The organism is Acidovorax sp. (assembly GCF_016783915.1).
Classification (GTDB): domain Bacteria; phylum Pseudomonadota; class Gammaproteobacteria; order Burkholderiales; family Burkholderiaceae_C; genus Acidovorax.
In genome coordinates this window covers 25,757-41,389 of sequence record NZ_JADHVT010000013.1, presented here as the reverse complement: position 1 = coordinate 41,389, position 15,633 = coordinate 25,757, and the positions used below count along the sequence as shown (strand labels likewise).

Genomic DNA, 15,633 nt, shown 5'->3' with positions numbered 1-15,633 from the left:
GAGAGCGCGCAGGCCGGCTGGCAAGCTCTACCGATCAGATCATGGCATCCAGAAGTGCTGCGCCACTCGATGCGGGGCACAGGGTAGCAACAATCTTGGTGGCGCGGCGGGTAGACATGGACATGTCTCTTTTCTCTCGGCCGTTGGATACGTAATAGAGTTGCAATTTTCACACGAAGCGGTTACTTGGGAGTTACCCCTTGCATCCGCTCTGTGACTCAGCGCCCCGTTAGAGCACCGGGAATGACAACAGATGCGCCAGCACGTGCGCAATGATCGCTGACTCCAGACCATGGCGCGCATAAAGCCAGCCAGCCACCAGGCCAAAGACCGTGTTGCCCACCAGAACGAACGCCACGACCGGCATGGTCAACACTCCAGCCAGCGCCTGCGCTGCAGGCAGGTGCCCAAAAGCAAACAAGAGGGCACTGAGCAGCACCGCCACAACCACCAACACCTTGCCCGGCTGGCGCTGCCCGCGCTGCAGCACGCGCCAGCCCAGCCACAGCAGCAGGGTCATCATGCCCCTGCGCACCAGCAGCTCTTCGGTGATGCCGCCATACAGCAGCTTGACCCCCAGCGGCATGGCACTTGCGGGGTCTGACGGCTGGAGCGCCGTGGGTGCCACCTGGGACAGCGCCCACAGCCATGCAGCACCCGCCACACCGCCCACCATGCCGGGCACAAGCTGCGCGCGCAGCGCCGGACCGATGGGCTGGCCGACTAGCAAGCAAGACACTGCGGGTACACGCAAGCCCACGCGGGGTGCCAGCCACACCCCCAGCGTCACGGCCAGAGCCAACAGCATGGCGGTCTGCAGCCCGCTGAGCAGCAGCACAGCCCCCAGTGGCAGCGGCAACGGCAACAGGGCCTCGTTGGCCTTCAAGGTAGGAAACAGTGCCCAGACCACTGCGACCACGCCGGGCATGCCCAGCAGCCACAGCGCGCCGCCCAGCCGCCACTTACTGGGTTGCACCGGAGCACGCGCCGCGTCTGCCTCGGCAGCGTTGTCCACGGCCATGGTTTTGCCCGCGCTCAGGCGCGCATCAACGCTTCGATCTCATCGGCCTTCACCGGGACACCGCGCGTGATCAGCTCACAACCCGTCTCGGAGACGATGGCATCGTCTTCGATGCGGATGCCGATGTTGTGGAACTGCTCGGGCACCCATTCGGCGGGGCGCACATAGATGCCGGGCTCGATGGTCAGCACCATGCCGGGGCGCAGCACACGGCTGGGGCGGTTGGTGATGGTCTCGCCCGAAAGCGGGTCCTTGCGCTCGCTCACCTGCCCCACCTCACCGGGCTCCACATAGCTGCCGCAGTCGTGCACGTCCATGCCCAGCCAGTGGCTGGTGCGATGCATGTAGAACTGGAAGTAGGCGCGCTTTTCGACCACGTCCTGCGCCGACCCCACCTTGTTCTTGTCGAGCAGGCCCAGGTCCAGCATGCCCTGCGCCAGCACCGCCACCGTGGCATCGTGCGGGTCGTTGAAGCGCGCCCCGGCCTTGGTGGCTGCCACGGCCGCATCCTGGCTGGCCAGCACCAGGTCGTACAGCGCGCGCTGTGGGCCCGTGAACTTGCCGTTGGCCGGGAAGGTGCGGGTGATGTCGCTGGCGTAGCTGTCCAACTCGCAGCCCGCGTCGATCAGCACCAGCTCGCCATCGCGCACCGGAGCCGCATCGGCACGGTAATGCAGCACGCAGGCGTTCGCGCCGGCCGCCACGATGGAACTGTAGGCCGGGTACTGCGAGCCGGCGTCGCGGAACGCATGCAGCAGCTCGGCGTCGAGGTGGTACTCGCGCACATCCTCGCCTGCGCGCAGCATGCGGGCGGAGCGCTGCATGGCGCGGATATGGGCCTGCGCGCTGATGGCGCTGGCGCGGCGCATGATGTCCTGCTCGTGCGCGTCCTTGAACAGGCGCATCTCGTCGAGCAAGGTGCACAGATCGTTCTGCTCGGCAGGGCAGATGGCGCCATAGCGCACACGGCCACGCACCCCGTTGAGCCAGCCTTCCACCCGCGCGGCCAGGCCGCTGTGTGTGGCAAACGGGTACCAGACGCAGGCCGTGTTTTCGAGCAGGCGCGGCAGCTTGCTGTCCAGCTCCGCCATCGAATGCGCCGCGTCCACGCCCAAGGCTGCGGGCGCAGCGGCCGGGCCGAGGCGATAGCCGTCCCAGATCTCGCGCTCCAGGTCCTTGGGCTGGCAAAACAGCGTGCTGCGGCCATCGTGCGCCAGCACCAGGCAGGCGCCGGGCTCGGTGAAGCCAGTCAGGTAGTAGAAGTAGCTGTCATGGCGGAACAAAAAATCGCTGTCCCGGTTGCGCGGGCGCTCCAGCGCCGTGGGAATGATCGCGATACCCCCAGGGCCCAGCTGGGCAGCCAGGTGCGCGCGGCGCTGGGCGTAGACGGAGGCAGGCACGGTGGTGTTCATGGCGCGTCGGAAGAAAGGGAGTTGAGTTCGGCCAGCCGTTCGGGCGTGCCCACATCGGTCCAGCGACCGGTGTAGAGCTGCGCGCTGACGCGGCCATTGTCCATCGCACGGCGAAGCAGCGGCGCCAGCGGGGCTTTGATGCCGCCAGGATTGCCCGGTGGAATGTCACACCAGGGCGCCGCAAACAGCTCGGCGCGCAGCAAGGCGATGGTGCTGTAGGTGTAACGCGGCGCGGGGTCGTCGGCGGGCAGGTTCAGCGCCAGGCCGCCGGCCGACAGGCCAAAGTCGCCGCGCGGGTTGTGGGCCGGGTTGGGCACCAGCCACAGGTGAGCCAGATGGTCGCTGGCCTCGAAAGCGGCCACCGCCGCGGTGTCGAACACAAAATCAGGCGCAAACACATCGCCCGCGGCCAGCCAGAACACCGGGCCGAGCTGGGGCAATGCACGGGCAATGCCCCCGGCGGTTTCCAGCGCGCCGCCAAAGTCCACCCCTTCGTGCGAGTATGAAATTGATAGCTGCTCAGGCATATTAAACCTGCGCCTGGAGGCAAAAACACTGGAAAAATACGCACTGATCTGCCCCCCCAGCCATGCGGTGTTGATCACAGCCCGCCCCACGCCTGCGTCCAGCAGTGCCTGCAGGTGCCACTGCAACAGCGGCTGGCCTTGCACTTGCAGCAGGGGTTTGGGGGTCACGTCGGTCAGGGGGCGCATGCGCTCGCCCCGGCCTGCGGCGAGCAGCAGGGCAGGAATCGGGTGGCGGGCGGTACTCATGACGCCACCCCGTTCACAACGCCCCGCTGCAGCGCATGGCGCTCCACGGTGGTGGGGTCGAACAGGGCGAGCAGGGCGTCCATCAAGGCACGCGCCTTGGCCGAATGGTCGGCGCCGAAATTGCACACATACACATCCAGCGTCACGCCGCGCTGCTCGGGCCACGTGTGCACGCACAGATGCGACTCGGCCAGCAACACCGTGGCAGTCACCCCGCCCGGGCCCTGCGCGGTGGCCGGAAATTCGTGAAACAACTGCCCCACAGGCTGCAGCCCGGCGACGCGCACCGCATCGGTACAGGCAAGGCCCAGGGCGGTGGCGTCCAGCAACCAGGCGGGGGCACAACGGCAGCCATGGAGATCGGCGGTGAGATGCAGTCCTTGCATGGGCCGCACTGTAGTGCATTGTGGTGGCACACCGGGCCCGCAGGCCGCGAATTCAGGCGGGCGAAAGCCGCCCCGGTAAAATGCCGGGTTTCCCCCGACTCACCCACCCTGAACCCTCCCCCCATGGCCAACACCCAGCAATCCCAACAGATGGCAAATGCGATCCGCGCATTGGCCATGGACGCCGTTCAACAAGCCAACTCCGGCCACCCCGGCGCCCCCATGGGCATGGCCGACATGGCCGTGGCACTGTGGAGCCGCCATCTCAAGCACAACCCCACCAACCCCCAGTGGTTTGACCGCGACCGGTTTGTGCTCTCCAACGGCCACGGCTCCATGCTGCTGTACGCGCTGCTGCACCTGTCTGGCTACGACCTGCCGATGAGCGAGCTGAAGAACTTCCGCCAGCTGCACAGCAAGACCGCCGGCCACCCCGAAGTGGGCGTGACCCCCGGCGTGGAGACCACCACCGGCCCGCTGGGCCAGGGCATCACCAATGCTGTGGGTTTTGCACTGGCTGAAAAGCTGCTGGCCGCCGAATTCAACCGCGAAGGCCATGCCGTGGTGGACCACAACACGTTTGTGTTCCTGGGCGACGGCTGCCTGATGGAAGGCATCAGCCAGGAGGCGATCTCGCTGGCCGGCGCCTGGAAGCTGAACAAGCTGGTCGCCCTGTACGACGACAACGGCATCTCCATCGACGGCCAGGTGCTGCCCTGGTTTGCCGACAACACCCCCCTGCGTTTTGTGGCCAGCGGCTGGAACGTGATTGGCCCCATCGATGGCCACGATGCTGACAAGGTGGCCGCCGCCATCGAAGAAGCCAAGAAGCAGACCGAGCGCCCCACGCTCATCGTGTGCAAGACGCACATCGGCAAGGGCAGCCCCAACCGCGTGAACACGGCCAAGGCCCACGGCGAACCTCTGGGCGCCGAAGAAATCAAGCTCACGCGCGAAGCCCTGGGCTGGACCAGCGAGCCCTTCGTGATCCCTGAAGAGGTGTACGCTGGCTGGGACGCCAAGGCCACAGGCGCCGCCGCTGAGGCTACCTGGAACGAACGTTTTGCGGCCTACAGCGCAGCCTTCCCCGAGCTGGCTGCCGAATACACCCGCCGCATGCAGGGCGACCTGCCCGCCAACTTTGCGCAAGTGGCCGTGGACACCGTAGTGGCCGCGCACACCAAGGGCGAGACCGTAGCCAGCCGCAAGGCCAGCCAGCTGGCCCTGGAAGCCTTCACCGCTGCGCTGCCCGAACTGCTGGGCGGCAGCGCCGACCTGACCGGCTCCAACCTGACCAACACCAAGAGCACACCAAACCTGCGTTTTGACATGCAGGGTAACGTGGTGCAGACCACGCTGGAAAACGGCCAGAAGATCGGCGGCCGCCACATCAACTACGGCGTGCGCGAATTCGGCATGGCCGCCATCATGAACGGCGTGGCGCTGCATGGCGGCTTCATCCCCTACGGCGGTACCTTCCTCACGTTCAGCGACTACAGCCGCAACGCCATCCGCATGGCCGCGCTGATGAAGCAGCGCGTGATCCACGTGTTCACGCACGACTCCATTGGCCTGGGCGAAGATGGCCCCACGCACCAATCCATCGAGCACGTGGCCAGCCTGCGCCTGATCCCCAACCTGGACGTCTGGCGCCCTGCCGACACGGCCGAAACCGCCGTGGCCTGGAGCGTGGCCCTCTCCAACCGCAACAAGCCCACCGTGCTGGCCCTGTCGCGCCAGAACCTGCCTTATGCCCCCAAGCGCGACCTGGGCGACATCTCGCGCGGCGCCTATGTACTGAGCGAGCCTGCCGATGTGGGCATCAAGAAGAAGCCCGTGGCCGTGATCATCGCCACAGGCTCTGAAGTGCAGCTGGCCCTCAAGGCCCAGCGCCTGCTGGCCGACAAGAAGATCGGCGTGCGCGTGGTCTCCATGCCCAGCACCACGACCTTCGACCGCGAAGACGCCAAGTACAAGAGCAGCGTGCTGCCCGCCGGCGTGCCCCGCGTGGCCGTGGAAATGGGCGTGACCGACGGCTGGTGGAAGTACGGCTGCGCTGCCGTGGTGGGCATCGACACCTACGGCGAATCGGCCCCTGCGCCCGTGCTGTTCAAGCACTTCGGTTTCACCGAAGAGAACGTGGCCGATGCCGTGCTGGTGGCCATCGGCGCTGCACGCCTGAAGCCCGCCAAGAAGGCCAAGGCCCACTGAGTCCCCTCCCGCCCGCTGAGCGCCCACGGCTGTAGCGGGCGCGCTCCGGCAGATTCCTGATTTCGACTTTGCAACTTTGAAGAGGCACCCTATGACGATCAAGATTGGTATCAACGGCTTCGGCCGCATCGGCCGCAACGTGCTGCGCTCGGCCATCCAGAACTTCAGCGACATCGAAGTCGTGGGCATCAACGACCTGCTGGAGCCTGATTACCTCGCGTACATGCTGCAGTACGACTCGGTGCACGGTCGCTTCCAGGGCACCGTGGCCGTGGAAGGCAACACCCTGATCGTCAACGGCAAGAAGATCCGCCTGACCCAAGAGCGCGACCCCGCCAACCTGAAGTGGAACGAAGTCGGCGCCGACGTGGTGATCGAATCCACCGGCCTGTTCCTGGACAAGGTCACCGCGCAAAAGCACATCGACGCTGGCGCCAAGAAGGTCATCCTGTCGGCACCTTCCAAGGACGACACCCCCATGTTCGTGTTCGGCGTGAACCACGACACGTACGCTGGCCAGGCCATCATCTCCAACGCCTCGTGCACCACCAACTGCCTGGCCCCCGTGGCCAAGGTGCTGAACGACAAGTGGGGCATCAAGCGCGGCCTGATGACCACGGTGCACGCCGCCACCGCCACGCAAAAGACCGTGGACGGCCCTTCGAACAAGGACTGGCGCGGTGGCCGTGGCATTCTGGAAAACATCATTCCTTCGAGCACTGGCGCTGCCAAGGCCGTGGGTGTGGTGATTCCTGCGCTCAACAAGAAGCTGACCGGCATGTCCTTCCGCGTGCCCACCTCCGACGTGTCGGTGGTGGACCTGACGGTGGAGCTGGACAAGGCCGCCACCTACGAAGAAATCAAGGCCGAGATGAAGGCCCAGTCCGAAGGCGCTCTGAAGGGCGTGCTGGGCTACACCGAAGACAAGGTGGTGGCTACCGACTTCCGTGGCGACACCCGCACGTCGATCTTTGATGCCGACGCTGGCATCGCGCTGGACGGCACCTTCGTGAAGGTCGTGAGCTGGTACGACAACGAATGGGGCTACTCGAACAAGTGCCTGGAGATGGTGCGCGTGGTGGCCAAGTAATCCATCGCAAGCCATACCGCTTTTGAGAATGAAGGTACGCTAGCAACAGCGACCTTGTTCAAGCCGGTCGCCCGCAAGGGCCACCGGCTTTTTTGCGGCTGCGGGGGCGGCACCTACCCCTCGCCACCCCCTGTCTGGACGCCCTCAGCCAGGGAAAGTCTCTGTATCCACTTCGCTCGCGCTCTGCGCGTTGTAACGGCCGCCTACCACCGTGCGCTCATTGATCAGTGCCTCCACGCGTTGCAGGGTTGCGGCATCCAGCTGCACGTTGACAGCGCCGAGGTCGTCGTGCAAATGTTCCACGCTCGTCGTTCCGGGGATGGGAATGATGTGCTCGCCCTTGTGCAGCAGCCATGCAATGGCCAGCTGCGCCAGCGAGCAACCCACCTCCTGGGCAATGGCACGGTAGCCATCCATCAGCTTCAGGTTGGCCGCATAGTTGTCGGGCGCAAAACGCGGCATGGTGCGGCGGATGTCCTTGGCGTCGAGCGTGGTCACATCGCGCAGATCGCCACACAGAAAGCCACGCGCCACCGGGCTGAAGGCCACAAACGCCACGCCCAGTTCGCGGCAGGCGTCCAGCACTGCAATCTCGGGGTTGCGCGTCCACAGCGAATACTCGGTCTGCACCGCCGCAATGGGGTGTACCGCATGCGCCCGGCGCAGCGTGGCGGCCGACACCTCCGACAGGCCGATGCTGCGGATCTTGCCCGCGCGCACCAGGTCGGCCAGCGCGCCCACGCTGTCTTCAATGGGCACCGTCTTGTCCCAGCGGTGCAGGTAGTACAGGTCGATCACATCGGTCTGCAAGCGGCGCAGGCTGTCTTCGCAGGTCTGGCGCAGCGTAGCGGGGCGGCCGTCGATCACGCGCACCAGCTTGCCGTCGCCGTTCACATCCACGCCCTGCATGCCGCATTTGCTGGCCAGGGTGAAGCGGTTGCGGTGGGGCTTCAGCACACGGCCCACCAGGGTCTCGTTGGCGCCAAAGCCGTAGAGCGTTGCGGTGTCGAACAGTGTCACGCCCGCATCGAGCGCGGCCAGCAGCACGCGCTCGCCCTGCTCGGCAGACACCGGCGCGCCGTAGGCGTGCGACAGGTTCATGCAGCCCAGGCCGATGGCCGAGACGGAGAAAGGTCCAAGAGTTCTTTGTTGCATGCCGCAAGCTTACGGCAAGCGCGGCAACCCGGCGGGTGGGTCGGGCTTGGCGCCAGAAGCCAAGCCAAGCCAGGGTAGACGCTCACCAATGCATCCAGCCTGTCGATGCACTACGCGGTGGGAGGTGTCGTTATGGCAACGGCTTTGGCTTGGGCGACAGGCCCGTCAGGATTGCGAGAGGTGAACGGCCTCCACAATGATCCATGGAGCTGAAGGCCCATTGGCGGCATGGGGCGCATATTCCCCCACGGGGCACCACAATATGGCCGCTCTCTTCGAGCGCCTCGAAAATGCCTGCAAAAGATCAACCGACATCACCCATGCATCGCTCCAGTCCATCTGAAGCAGCTGACATCGGTCAAAGCCATACGGATTTGGCTTCTTCAACACCATGAGAACCACCGAAACACTGATCGTTGGCGGTGGTCTCAGCGGTTTGTATGCCGCCCATCTGCTGCAGCAGCAAGGCAAGGACTACCGGCTTCTGGAATCCCGGACCGGCTGGGGTGGACGCATCGCGTCGGCGACGGTGAGCGGTGGCATCCACAACCACCGCTTCGACCTCGGACCGACGTGGTTCTGGCCCGACTTTCAGACGCAGCTCGCCCAACGGATTGATGAACTGGGGTTGGAGGTCTTCGCTCAGCACGAAGCCGGCGACACCGTGATCGAACGTTCGCTGGATGGGCTGCCGGCCCGTGTTCGAGGCTATCCGTCCTCTCCCGTGTCGATGCGTGTGGTGGGGGGTATGACAGCTCTGGTGGATGCCATACGACAGGGTTGTGATCCTCAGCGACTCATCATGGGCCAGACTGTGCACCGCCTCGTTCAAGAGGGGACACAGGTTGAAGTTCACGCCCAAGATGGCCATGGTGAATCCAGCGTGTACCGTGCGGATCGGGTGTTGCTGGCGATTCCCCCTCGGTTGGCCATCCACCGAATCCACTTCACACCCGAGTTACCGCCGGGTTTGCTGCAAGCCTGGCGCAACACCCCGACCTGGATGGCACCCCATTCCAAATACCTGGCTGTCTACGACACGCCGTTCTGGCGCGAACAAGGCCTGTCCGGCCAGGCACGCAGCGCTGTGGGTCCGATGGTCGAGATCCACGATGCCTCAGCACCCGGCGGACCTGCCGCGTTGTTCGGGTTTCTGGGGCTTTCAGCGCCTCACAGAAGTCGCATGTCTGAGGAAACCCTCAAGGCGCATTGCCGAGCGCAACTCGAACGATTGTTCGGGCACCAGGCTGGCCAACCGAGCCACGAGTTTTTGAAGGACTGGGCCCAAGATCCCGACACGGCCACCCCGGCCGATGCCAACGCTGCTGGCCACCACGGCACAGCGCCGCCGTCTCATCCCGCTGAAGGCCCTTGGGCGCACCGGATTTGGGGCGTCGCCAGCGAGTGGTCACCCCAGTTCTCGGGCTATGTCGCTGGCGCCATTGAAGCCGCGACACTCGGTGTGCAGGCCCTTGGCGTCACAAGCGAAGCCGCGCGATGAACGGCACCTGCTGCGCCATGCCAGTGTCCAGCCCCCGGGCGGGCCGGGACACGGGATGGGTGGTCGTTGGTGGGCATCGGCGTGCCGCTGCCACTGACGGGGCTCTCATGGCGCTGGTGAGGCCCTTGAAACCGGGGGACGCCCAGAGATCGCAAAACGACTCGGACAGGCCGGAAAGTTCGGACGGAACGGGCGCTTCCCGCTACAAAACAGTTAGCTGATATCGCCAGCGGCATCCGCGCCCATTGCCTTCGGTCATTGCATGGACAATCTAGGCATGTCTGGCGCACCTACTACTTCACACACCTCTTCGCCCCGCCCCGTGCTGATTGCCGGCGGCGGTATCGGTGGCATGGCCACCGCCCTCACCCTGCACCAGATCGGCGTGCCCTGCATCGTCTATGAATCGGTGCCAGAGTTGCTGCCGCTGGGCGTGGGCATCAATCTGCAGGCCAACGCCGTGCGGGAACTGCACGACCTCGGTTTTGGCAACGATGTGCTGGACACCATCGGCCTGCAGGCGCGCGAATGGGCGCTGGTAGGCCGCAACGGGAACGAGGTATACGCCGAGCCACGCGGCCTGCAGGCAGGCTACCACTGGCCGCAGTATTCGGTGCACCGTGGCCAACTGCAGATGATGCTAGTCAATGCCGTGAAAGAACGCCTGGGCGACGGCGCCGTGCAGCTGGGGCAGCGCGTGGTGGGCTATCGGCAGGATGCCGACGGCGTGACCGCACTCATCGAAACCCGGAGCGGTGAGCGCCGGGAAGTGGCCGGCTCGCTGCTGGTGGCCGCCGATGGCCTGCACTCGGCCGTGCGGTCGCAGATGCACCCCACCCAGCCGCCCATCCAGTGGGGCGGCGCCATCATGTGGCGCGGCACCACGCCGGGTGTGCCGGTGCGCACGGGCGCGTCGTTCGTGGGCGTGGGCTCGCTGCGGCACCGCGTGGTGTTCTACCCCATCACGCCGCCCGACCCGGCCACGGGCCTGGCCACCATCAACTGGATCGCCGAGATCACCGTGGACAACCAGGGCGGCTGGCAGCAAGGCGACTGGAACCGGCGCGTGGCGCTGGAGGAGTTCATCCACCACTTCGAGGGCTGGAACTACAGCTGGCTGGATGTGCCCGCCATGCTGCGCGGCGCCAAGGACATCTTCGAGTACCCCATGATCGACCGCGACCCCGTGCCCACCTGGGTGGATGGCCGCGTGGCACTGCTGGGTGATGCAGCGCACGTGATGTACCCCGTGGGCTCCAACGGTGCGAGCCAGGCCATTGTGGATGCGCGTGTGCTGGGGGCGCAGCTGGTGGCGCATGGCGTGGGCCCGCAGGCACTGCGCGCCTACGACGACAAGCTGTGCAAGGACATCTCGGCGCTGGTGCTGCGCAACCGGGGCTCTGGCCCCTTTGGCCTGCTGGGGCTGGTGGACGAGCGCTGTGGCGGGGTCTTCGATCACATAGACGACGTGCTGCCGCGCGAGGAGCGCGAGGCCTTCATGGCCCGCTACAAGGCGGCGGCGGGCTTTGCGATCGAGACGCTGAATGCGGCACCGCCCACCATTGCGCTGGGGCAGCGCGTGGCCACAGACTGAGCCATCCCAGGGGACCCATGCGAGGCCATTTGGCAGCCACACCGCTGTACGTGCCGCCGGCCAAAGAAGCGGTGGACTACGGCCTGGTGTCTCGCACCATCCAGCACAAATCTGAACTGCGCCCGCACGGAGACAGCGTAGGAACACGCTGAACGCGTCAATGCCGATAGCTATCAAATTAATAGCTATCGGGACATGATTTATCAGCGCTACCGGCTGATTTGACCTGAAATCAGCCAGCGTTGAGCTGCAGCTCCAGGTCGTGCAGCACCTGGTAGCACGGCAGCACCTGGGCCACGCTGGCGTTGGGCTCGCGGCCCTCCTTGATGGCGGCGAAGAACTCGCGGTCCTGCAGCTCGATGCCGTTCATGCTCACATCCACCTTGCTCACGTCGATCTTTTCTTCCTTGCCGTTCACCAGGTCGTCGTAGCGCGCGATGTAGGTCGCCGTATCGCCGATGTAGCGGAAGAAGGTGCCCAGCGGGCCGTCGTTGTTGAACGAGAGCGACAGCGTGCAGATCGCACCGTTGGCGGCCTTGAGCTGAATGCTCATGTCCATCGCGATGCCCAGCGTGGGGTGGATGGGGCCCTGGATGGCGTTGGCCTTCACGATGGGGCTGCCGGCCTGGTAGGCGAACAGGTCCACGGTGTGGGCAGCGTGGTGCCACAGCAGGTGGTCCGTCCAGCTGCGGGCCTGGCCTAGCGCGTTCATGTTGGTGCGGCGGAAGAAGTAGGTCTGCACATCCATCTGCTGGATGTTGAACTCGCCCGCCGTGATCTTTTGGTGCACGTACTGGTGGCTGGGGTTGAAGCGGCGGGTGTGGCCGCACATGGCCACCAGGCCGGTCTGCTTTTGCAGGGCGATGACTTTCTCGCCATCGGCCAGCACGTCGCACAGCGGGATCTCCACCTGCACGTGCTTGCCGGCTTCCAGGCAGGCGAGGGTCTGGCTGGCGTGCATCTGCGTGGGCGTGCACAGGATCACGGCGTCCACTTCCTTGATGGCCAGGCTGTCTTCCAGCTTGGTGGTGACGTGCTGGATGCCGTACTTGTCGGCCACTTCCTGGGTCTTGGCCAGGTCGCGGCTGATGAGGGAGACGACCTCGACGCCGTCGATGTTCTTGATGCCGTCCAGGTGCTTGATGCCGAAGGCGCCAGCGCCTGCGAGTGCGACTTTGATGGTCATGGTGTGTGTCCTTTTACGTGTTCTCGAGAATCAGGTGACCCACGGCGGTGTTGGACGCGGGCACATGGTAGAAGCGGTGCGCAACGCGCGGTGGCTTGCCACCGGCCACGTCGGCCATGGCGCCGCGGGCGATGAGCCACATCACGAGTTCGATGCCTTCGCTGCCGGCTTCGCGCACATAGTCGATGTGCGGGATGCTGGCAGCGGCCTCGGGGTCGTTGATGAGCTTGTCGAGGAAGGCGTTGTCAAACTCTTTGTTGATGAGGCCTGCGCGCGGGCCCTGCAGCTGGTGGCTCATGCCGCCCGTGCCCCAGATGTGCACATTCAGGTCTTCGTCGTAGCTCTCCACGGCCTTGCGGATCGCCTGGCCCAGGTTGTAGCAGCGGCGGCCGCTGGGCACCGGGTACTGCACCACGTTGACTGCGAACGGGATCACCGGGCAGGGCCAGGCGCCCGTCTTCGGGTCTTGCTGGCCGCACATCAGAGACAGCGGCACGGTGAGGCCGTGGTCCACGTCCATCTTGTTGACGATGGTGAGGTCAAAGTCCTGCTGGATGACCGACTGGGCGATGTGCGCGGCCAGGTCGGGGTGGCCCTGCACCACAGGCACAGGGCGGGGGCCCCAGCCCTCGTCGGCGGGCTGGAACTGCGCGGCCGTGCCGATGGCGAACGTGGGGATCATCTCCAGGCTGAAGGCCGTGGCGTGGTCGTTGTAGACCAGGAAGATCACGTCGGGCTTGTTGTCCTTCATCCATTGCTTGGAGAAGTCGTAGCCCGCGAACAGCGGCTTCCAGTAGTCTTCCTGCGTCTTGCCCAGGTCCAGCGCGGCGCCGATGGCAGGTACGTGCGACGTGAACACGGAGGCGGTGATCTTGGCCATGGTCAGTTTCCTTTCTTGCCCGCCGCACCTTGCGGCTGGCGGTGCGCCTGGGCATCGCCGTCTTCGCCGATCACGCGGTTGCCGTTGGCCGAGCGGCCGCCGTTGATCATCATGTTGCGGTATTCCTCTTCGGTCATGCCGGTCATGCTGCCCGCCATCTGCTGGAAACTCTTGCCATCGGTGGCGCCGATCTTGGCCAGAAAGTAGATGTTGCCGCCCAGGCGGATGCACCAGTTGAGGTCACGTGCCAGCACAGCCTGCTTCTGCTCTTCGGTCATCGCCCACTCGTCCAGGTAGGCGCGTTCGTTGGCCTTGAAACGCTCGCGGTTGCCGGCTTTCATCAGGCTCATGCAGAACTGGTTGAGCCAGTAGCCCTTGCGGCTTTGCTCGGCGTCAAAGATGGTCGTGCCGGGCACGTCCAGGTAGGGTTTATCAAGAGACATGGTGTCAGTCTTCCACAGTGTCTTCTTCGGGCCAGTACAGGCGCATGGGGTTGTCCACCAGGAGCTTGTGCTGCAGCTCGGCCGTGGGCGCAATGTGCGGAATGAAGTCCACCAGCAGGCCGTCGTCGGGCATGTGGTCCTTGAGGTTGGGGTGCGGCCAGTCGGTGCCCCACAGCACACGGTCGGGAAACTCTTGCACCACACGGCGGGCAAACGGAATCACGTCGGTGTAGGCGTTCTGTTCACCGTTCAGGGCCTTGGGGCCGGTCACAGACAGGCGCTCGGGGCAGCTCACCTTGCTCCACACATTGGGGTGCTGGCGCATGAACTTGAGGAACAACTCAAACTCAGGCCCATCGACAGGCTTGTTCACATCGGGGCGGCCCATGTGGTCCACCACCACGGTGGTGGGCAGTGCGGTGAAGAAGTCCCACAGCTCGGGCAGGTCCACCGCCTCGAAGTAGATCACCACGTGCCAGCCCAGCTTGTGGATGCGTGCGGCAATCTCCATCAGCTCGTCCTTGGGTGTGAAGTCCACCAGGCGCTTGACGAAGTTGAAGCGCACACCGCGCACACCAGCGTCATGCATGGCCTGCAGCTCTTCGTCCGTGACCGAGCGCTTGACGGTGGCCACGCCACGCGCCTTGCCGCCGGAGTGGACCAGCGCATCGACCATGGCGCGGTTGTCGGCCCCGTGGCAGGTGGCCTGCACCACCACGTTGCGCGCAAAGCCCAGGTGGTCGCGCAGCGCGTACAGCTGGTGCTTGCTGGCGTCGCAGGGCGTGTACTTGCGCTCGGGCGCGTAGGGAAACTCGGCCCCGGGGCCGAACACGTGGCAGTGCGCGTCCACAGCGCCTGCAGGCACCTGAAAGCGGGGCTTGCTGGGGCCGGCGTACCAGTCCAACCAGCCAGGGGTCTTGGTGAATTCGCTCATGGGCTTGGGTCCTTGGTTGCTTGGGGTGGCGCGGATCAGTCGAGGGACACGTTGGCCTTCTTGATCACCTCGCCAAAGCGCTGGCTCTCGTCCTTGACGAACTGGGCGAACTGCGCTCGGGTGGTGGGGAAGGGCTCGTAGCCAAAGCTCTTGAACTTTTCCTGCACATCGGCGCCGGCGAGGGCCTGCTCGATGTCCTTGCGGATCTTGTCGGTGACCGCTGCGGGCAGGCCGGGCGGCACGGCGATGGCGTTCCAGCCGGTCACCTCAAAGCCCTTGGGGCCACCCGATTCGCCCACGGTGGGCACATCCGGAAAGCTGGCCAGGCGCTGCGGCGCAGTGACGGCCAGAAAGCGCAGCTTGCCCGCGCGCTGCAGCGGCCCGGCGGTGGCGGCGCTGCCCAGCGCAAACGAAAGCTCGCCGGTGGAGACCGAGGTGTAGAGCTGCGTGGTCTCTTTGTAGAGCACATGCTCCATCTGCGTGCCGGTCGCGCTTTCGAACAGCTCGGAGCCCAGGTGCACCGGGTTGCCGATGGACCAGGATCCGTAGTTGAGTTTGCCGGGGTTGGCCTTGGCGTCGGCCACGATGTCGCCCACGGTTTTGTATTTGCTGTTGGCGGCCACCGTGAAGAAGAAATAGGTCTTGAACAGCGGCAGCAGCGTGTCGAAGTCCTTGGCCGTGTCGTACGGCAGCTTCTTGAACAGGCTGGGGTAGGCGGCCAGATGCACGTTGTCGAGCACGATCAGGTCATGCCCGTCCTTGGCGCCGCGCTTGAACGCATCGATGGCGATGAAGCCGTTGCCGCCGGGGCGGTTCTCGACCACCACGGGTTGGCCCCAGCTCTTGGACAGCTTATCGGCCACGAGGCGGGCTACACCGTCCGGGCCACCGCCCACGGGGAACGGCGTGATGATGCGCACGGGCTTGGACGGAAACGCCTGCGCCGATGCGATCTGGGGCACACAGCCCAAGGCAGCGGCCAGGCCCACAGCCAGGCCTGCACGGCGGGAGAGGGAGACGGGAGACACGGAACAACGCATGGAGAGA

Annotated in this window: 14 protein-coding genes; 4 read left to right on the top strand and 10 right to left on the bottom strand. The window is 65.3% G+C overall.

What is annotated here, in order from left to right; translation table 11 throughout:
• Positions 1–229: 229 nt before the first annotated feature.
• The 4 genes from ISS20_RS04895 to ISS20_RS04880 are packed head-to-tail and all read right to left on the bottom strand — an operon-like array spanning position 230 to position 3,592.
• Positions 230–1,021, bottom strand: coding sequence for a CPBP family glutamic-type intramembrane protease (locus ISS20_RS04895; RefSeq protein WP_291434257.1), 792 nt, complete (start codon positions 1,019–1,021; stop codon positions 230–232).
• A gap of 14 nt (positions 1,022–1,035) precedes the next feature.
• Positions 1,036–2,433, bottom strand: a complete 1,398-nt coding sequence (locus ISS20_RS04890) for an aminopeptidase P N-terminal domain-containing protein (RefSeq protein WP_291434255.1) — start codon at positions 2,431–2,433, stop codon at positions 1,036–1,038.
• Positions 2,430–3,206: a nucleotidyltransferase family protein gene (locus tag ISS20_RS04885; RefSeq protein ID WP_291434253.1), complete on the bottom strand. Its 777-nt coding sequence runs from the start codon at positions 3,204–3,206 to the stop codon at positions 2,430–2,432. The genes ISS20_RS04890 and ISS20_RS04885 overlap by 4 nt, the downstream gene beginning before the upstream one ends.
• Positions 3,203–3,592 carry an S-adenosylmethionine decarboxylase family protein gene (locus ISS20_RS04880; RefSeq protein ID WP_291434251.1) on the bottom strand — a complete coding sequence of 130 codons (390 nt, stop codon included), beginning with the start codon at positions 3,590–3,592 and terminating at the stop codon, positions 3,203–3,205. Before ISS20_RS04880 ends, ISS20_RS04885 begins: the two co-directional genes overlap by 4 nt.
• Positions 3,593–3,715: 123 nt before the next feature.
• On the opposite strand from ISS20_RS04880, the gene tkt reads away from it, so the two are divergent.
• Both tkt and gap read left to right on the top strand, forming a co-directional pair.
• Entirely contained in the window at positions 3,716–5,803 is a 2,088-nt protein-coding gene (tkt, locus tag ISS20_RS04875) for a transketolase (RefSeq protein WP_291434249.1), read from the top strand.
• 91 nt (positions 5,804–5,894) lie between these two features.
• The gene (gene gap / locus ISS20_RS04870) at positions 5,895–6,893 is read left to right on the top strand and encodes a type I glyceraldehyde-3-phosphate dehydrogenase (RefSeq protein ID WP_291434248.1); all 999 of its coding nucleotides are present in this window, start codon (positions 5,895–5,897) and stop codon (positions 6,891–6,893) included.
• Positions 6,894–7,037: 144 nt separating this feature from the next.
• On the opposite strand, the gene ISS20_RS04865 is transcribed toward gap, so the two are convergent.
• The gene (locus tag ISS20_RS04865; RefSeq protein ID WP_291434246.1) at positions 7,038–8,048 is read right to left on the bottom strand and encodes an aldo/keto reductase; all 1,011 of its coding nucleotides are present in this window, start codon (positions 8,046–8,048) and stop codon (positions 7,038–7,040) included.
• Positions 8,049–8,439: 391 nt separating this feature from the next.
• Here ISS20_RS04865 and ISS20_RS04860 point away from each other — a divergent pair, with 391 nt between their 5' ends.
• A complete protein-coding gene (locus ISS20_RS04860) occupies positions 8,440–9,549 on the top strand; it encodes an FAD-dependent oxidoreductase (protein ID WP_291434244.1) in 1,110 nt (369 codons plus the stop codon).
• 277 nt (positions 9,550–9,826) lie between these two features.
• Complete coding sequence (locus ISS20_RS04855; protein WP_291434242.1) at positions 9,827–11,143, top strand: flavin-dependent oxidoreductase; 1,317 nt, start codon at positions 9,827–9,829, stop codon at positions 11,141–11,143.
• A 232-nt stretch (positions 11,144–11,375) separates the two neighbouring features.
• Here the strand turns inward: ISS20_RS04855 and ISS20_RS04850 are convergent, their stop codons facing one another.
• Genes ISS20_RS04850 through ISS20_RS04830 form a run of 5 tightly spaced genes read right to left on the bottom strand, consistent with a single transcriptional unit; the run spans position 11,376 to position 15,626 of the window.
• Positions 11,376–12,329 (bottom strand): Gfo/Idh/MocA family oxidoreductase, encoded by a 954-nt coding sequence (locus ISS20_RS04850; protein ID WP_291434240.1) that lies wholly within the window; start codon positions 12,327–12,329, stop codon positions 11,376–11,378.
• Positions 12,330–12,342: 13 nt separating this feature from the next.
• Positions 12,343–13,209, bottom strand: coding sequence for a class III extradiol dioxygenase subunit beta (locus ISS20_RS04845; RefSeq protein WP_291434238.1), 867 nt, complete (start codon positions 13,207–13,209; stop codon positions 12,343–12,345).
• A 2-nt stretch (positions 13,210–13,211) separates the two neighbouring features.
• The gene (ligA, locus tag ISS20_RS04840) at positions 13,212–13,652 is read right to left on the bottom strand and encodes a protocatechuate 4,5-dioxygenase subunit alpha (protein WP_291434235.1); all 441 of its coding nucleotides are present in this window, start codon (positions 13,650–13,652) and stop codon (positions 13,212–13,214) included.
• Positions 13,653–13,656: 4 nt separating this feature from the next.
• Positions 13,657–14,586, bottom strand: coding sequence for an amidohydrolase family protein (locus tag ISS20_RS04835; RefSeq protein WP_291434233.1), 930 nt, complete (start codon positions 14,584–14,586; stop codon positions 13,657–13,659).
• A 35-nt stretch (positions 14,587–14,621) separates the two neighbouring features.
• Positions 14,622–15,626, bottom strand: coding sequence for a tripartite tricarboxylate transporter substrate binding protein (locus ISS20_RS04830; protein WP_291434231.1), 1,005 nt, complete (start codon positions 15,624–15,626; stop codon positions 14,622–14,624).
• Positions 15,627–15,633 lie beyond the last annotated feature (7 nt).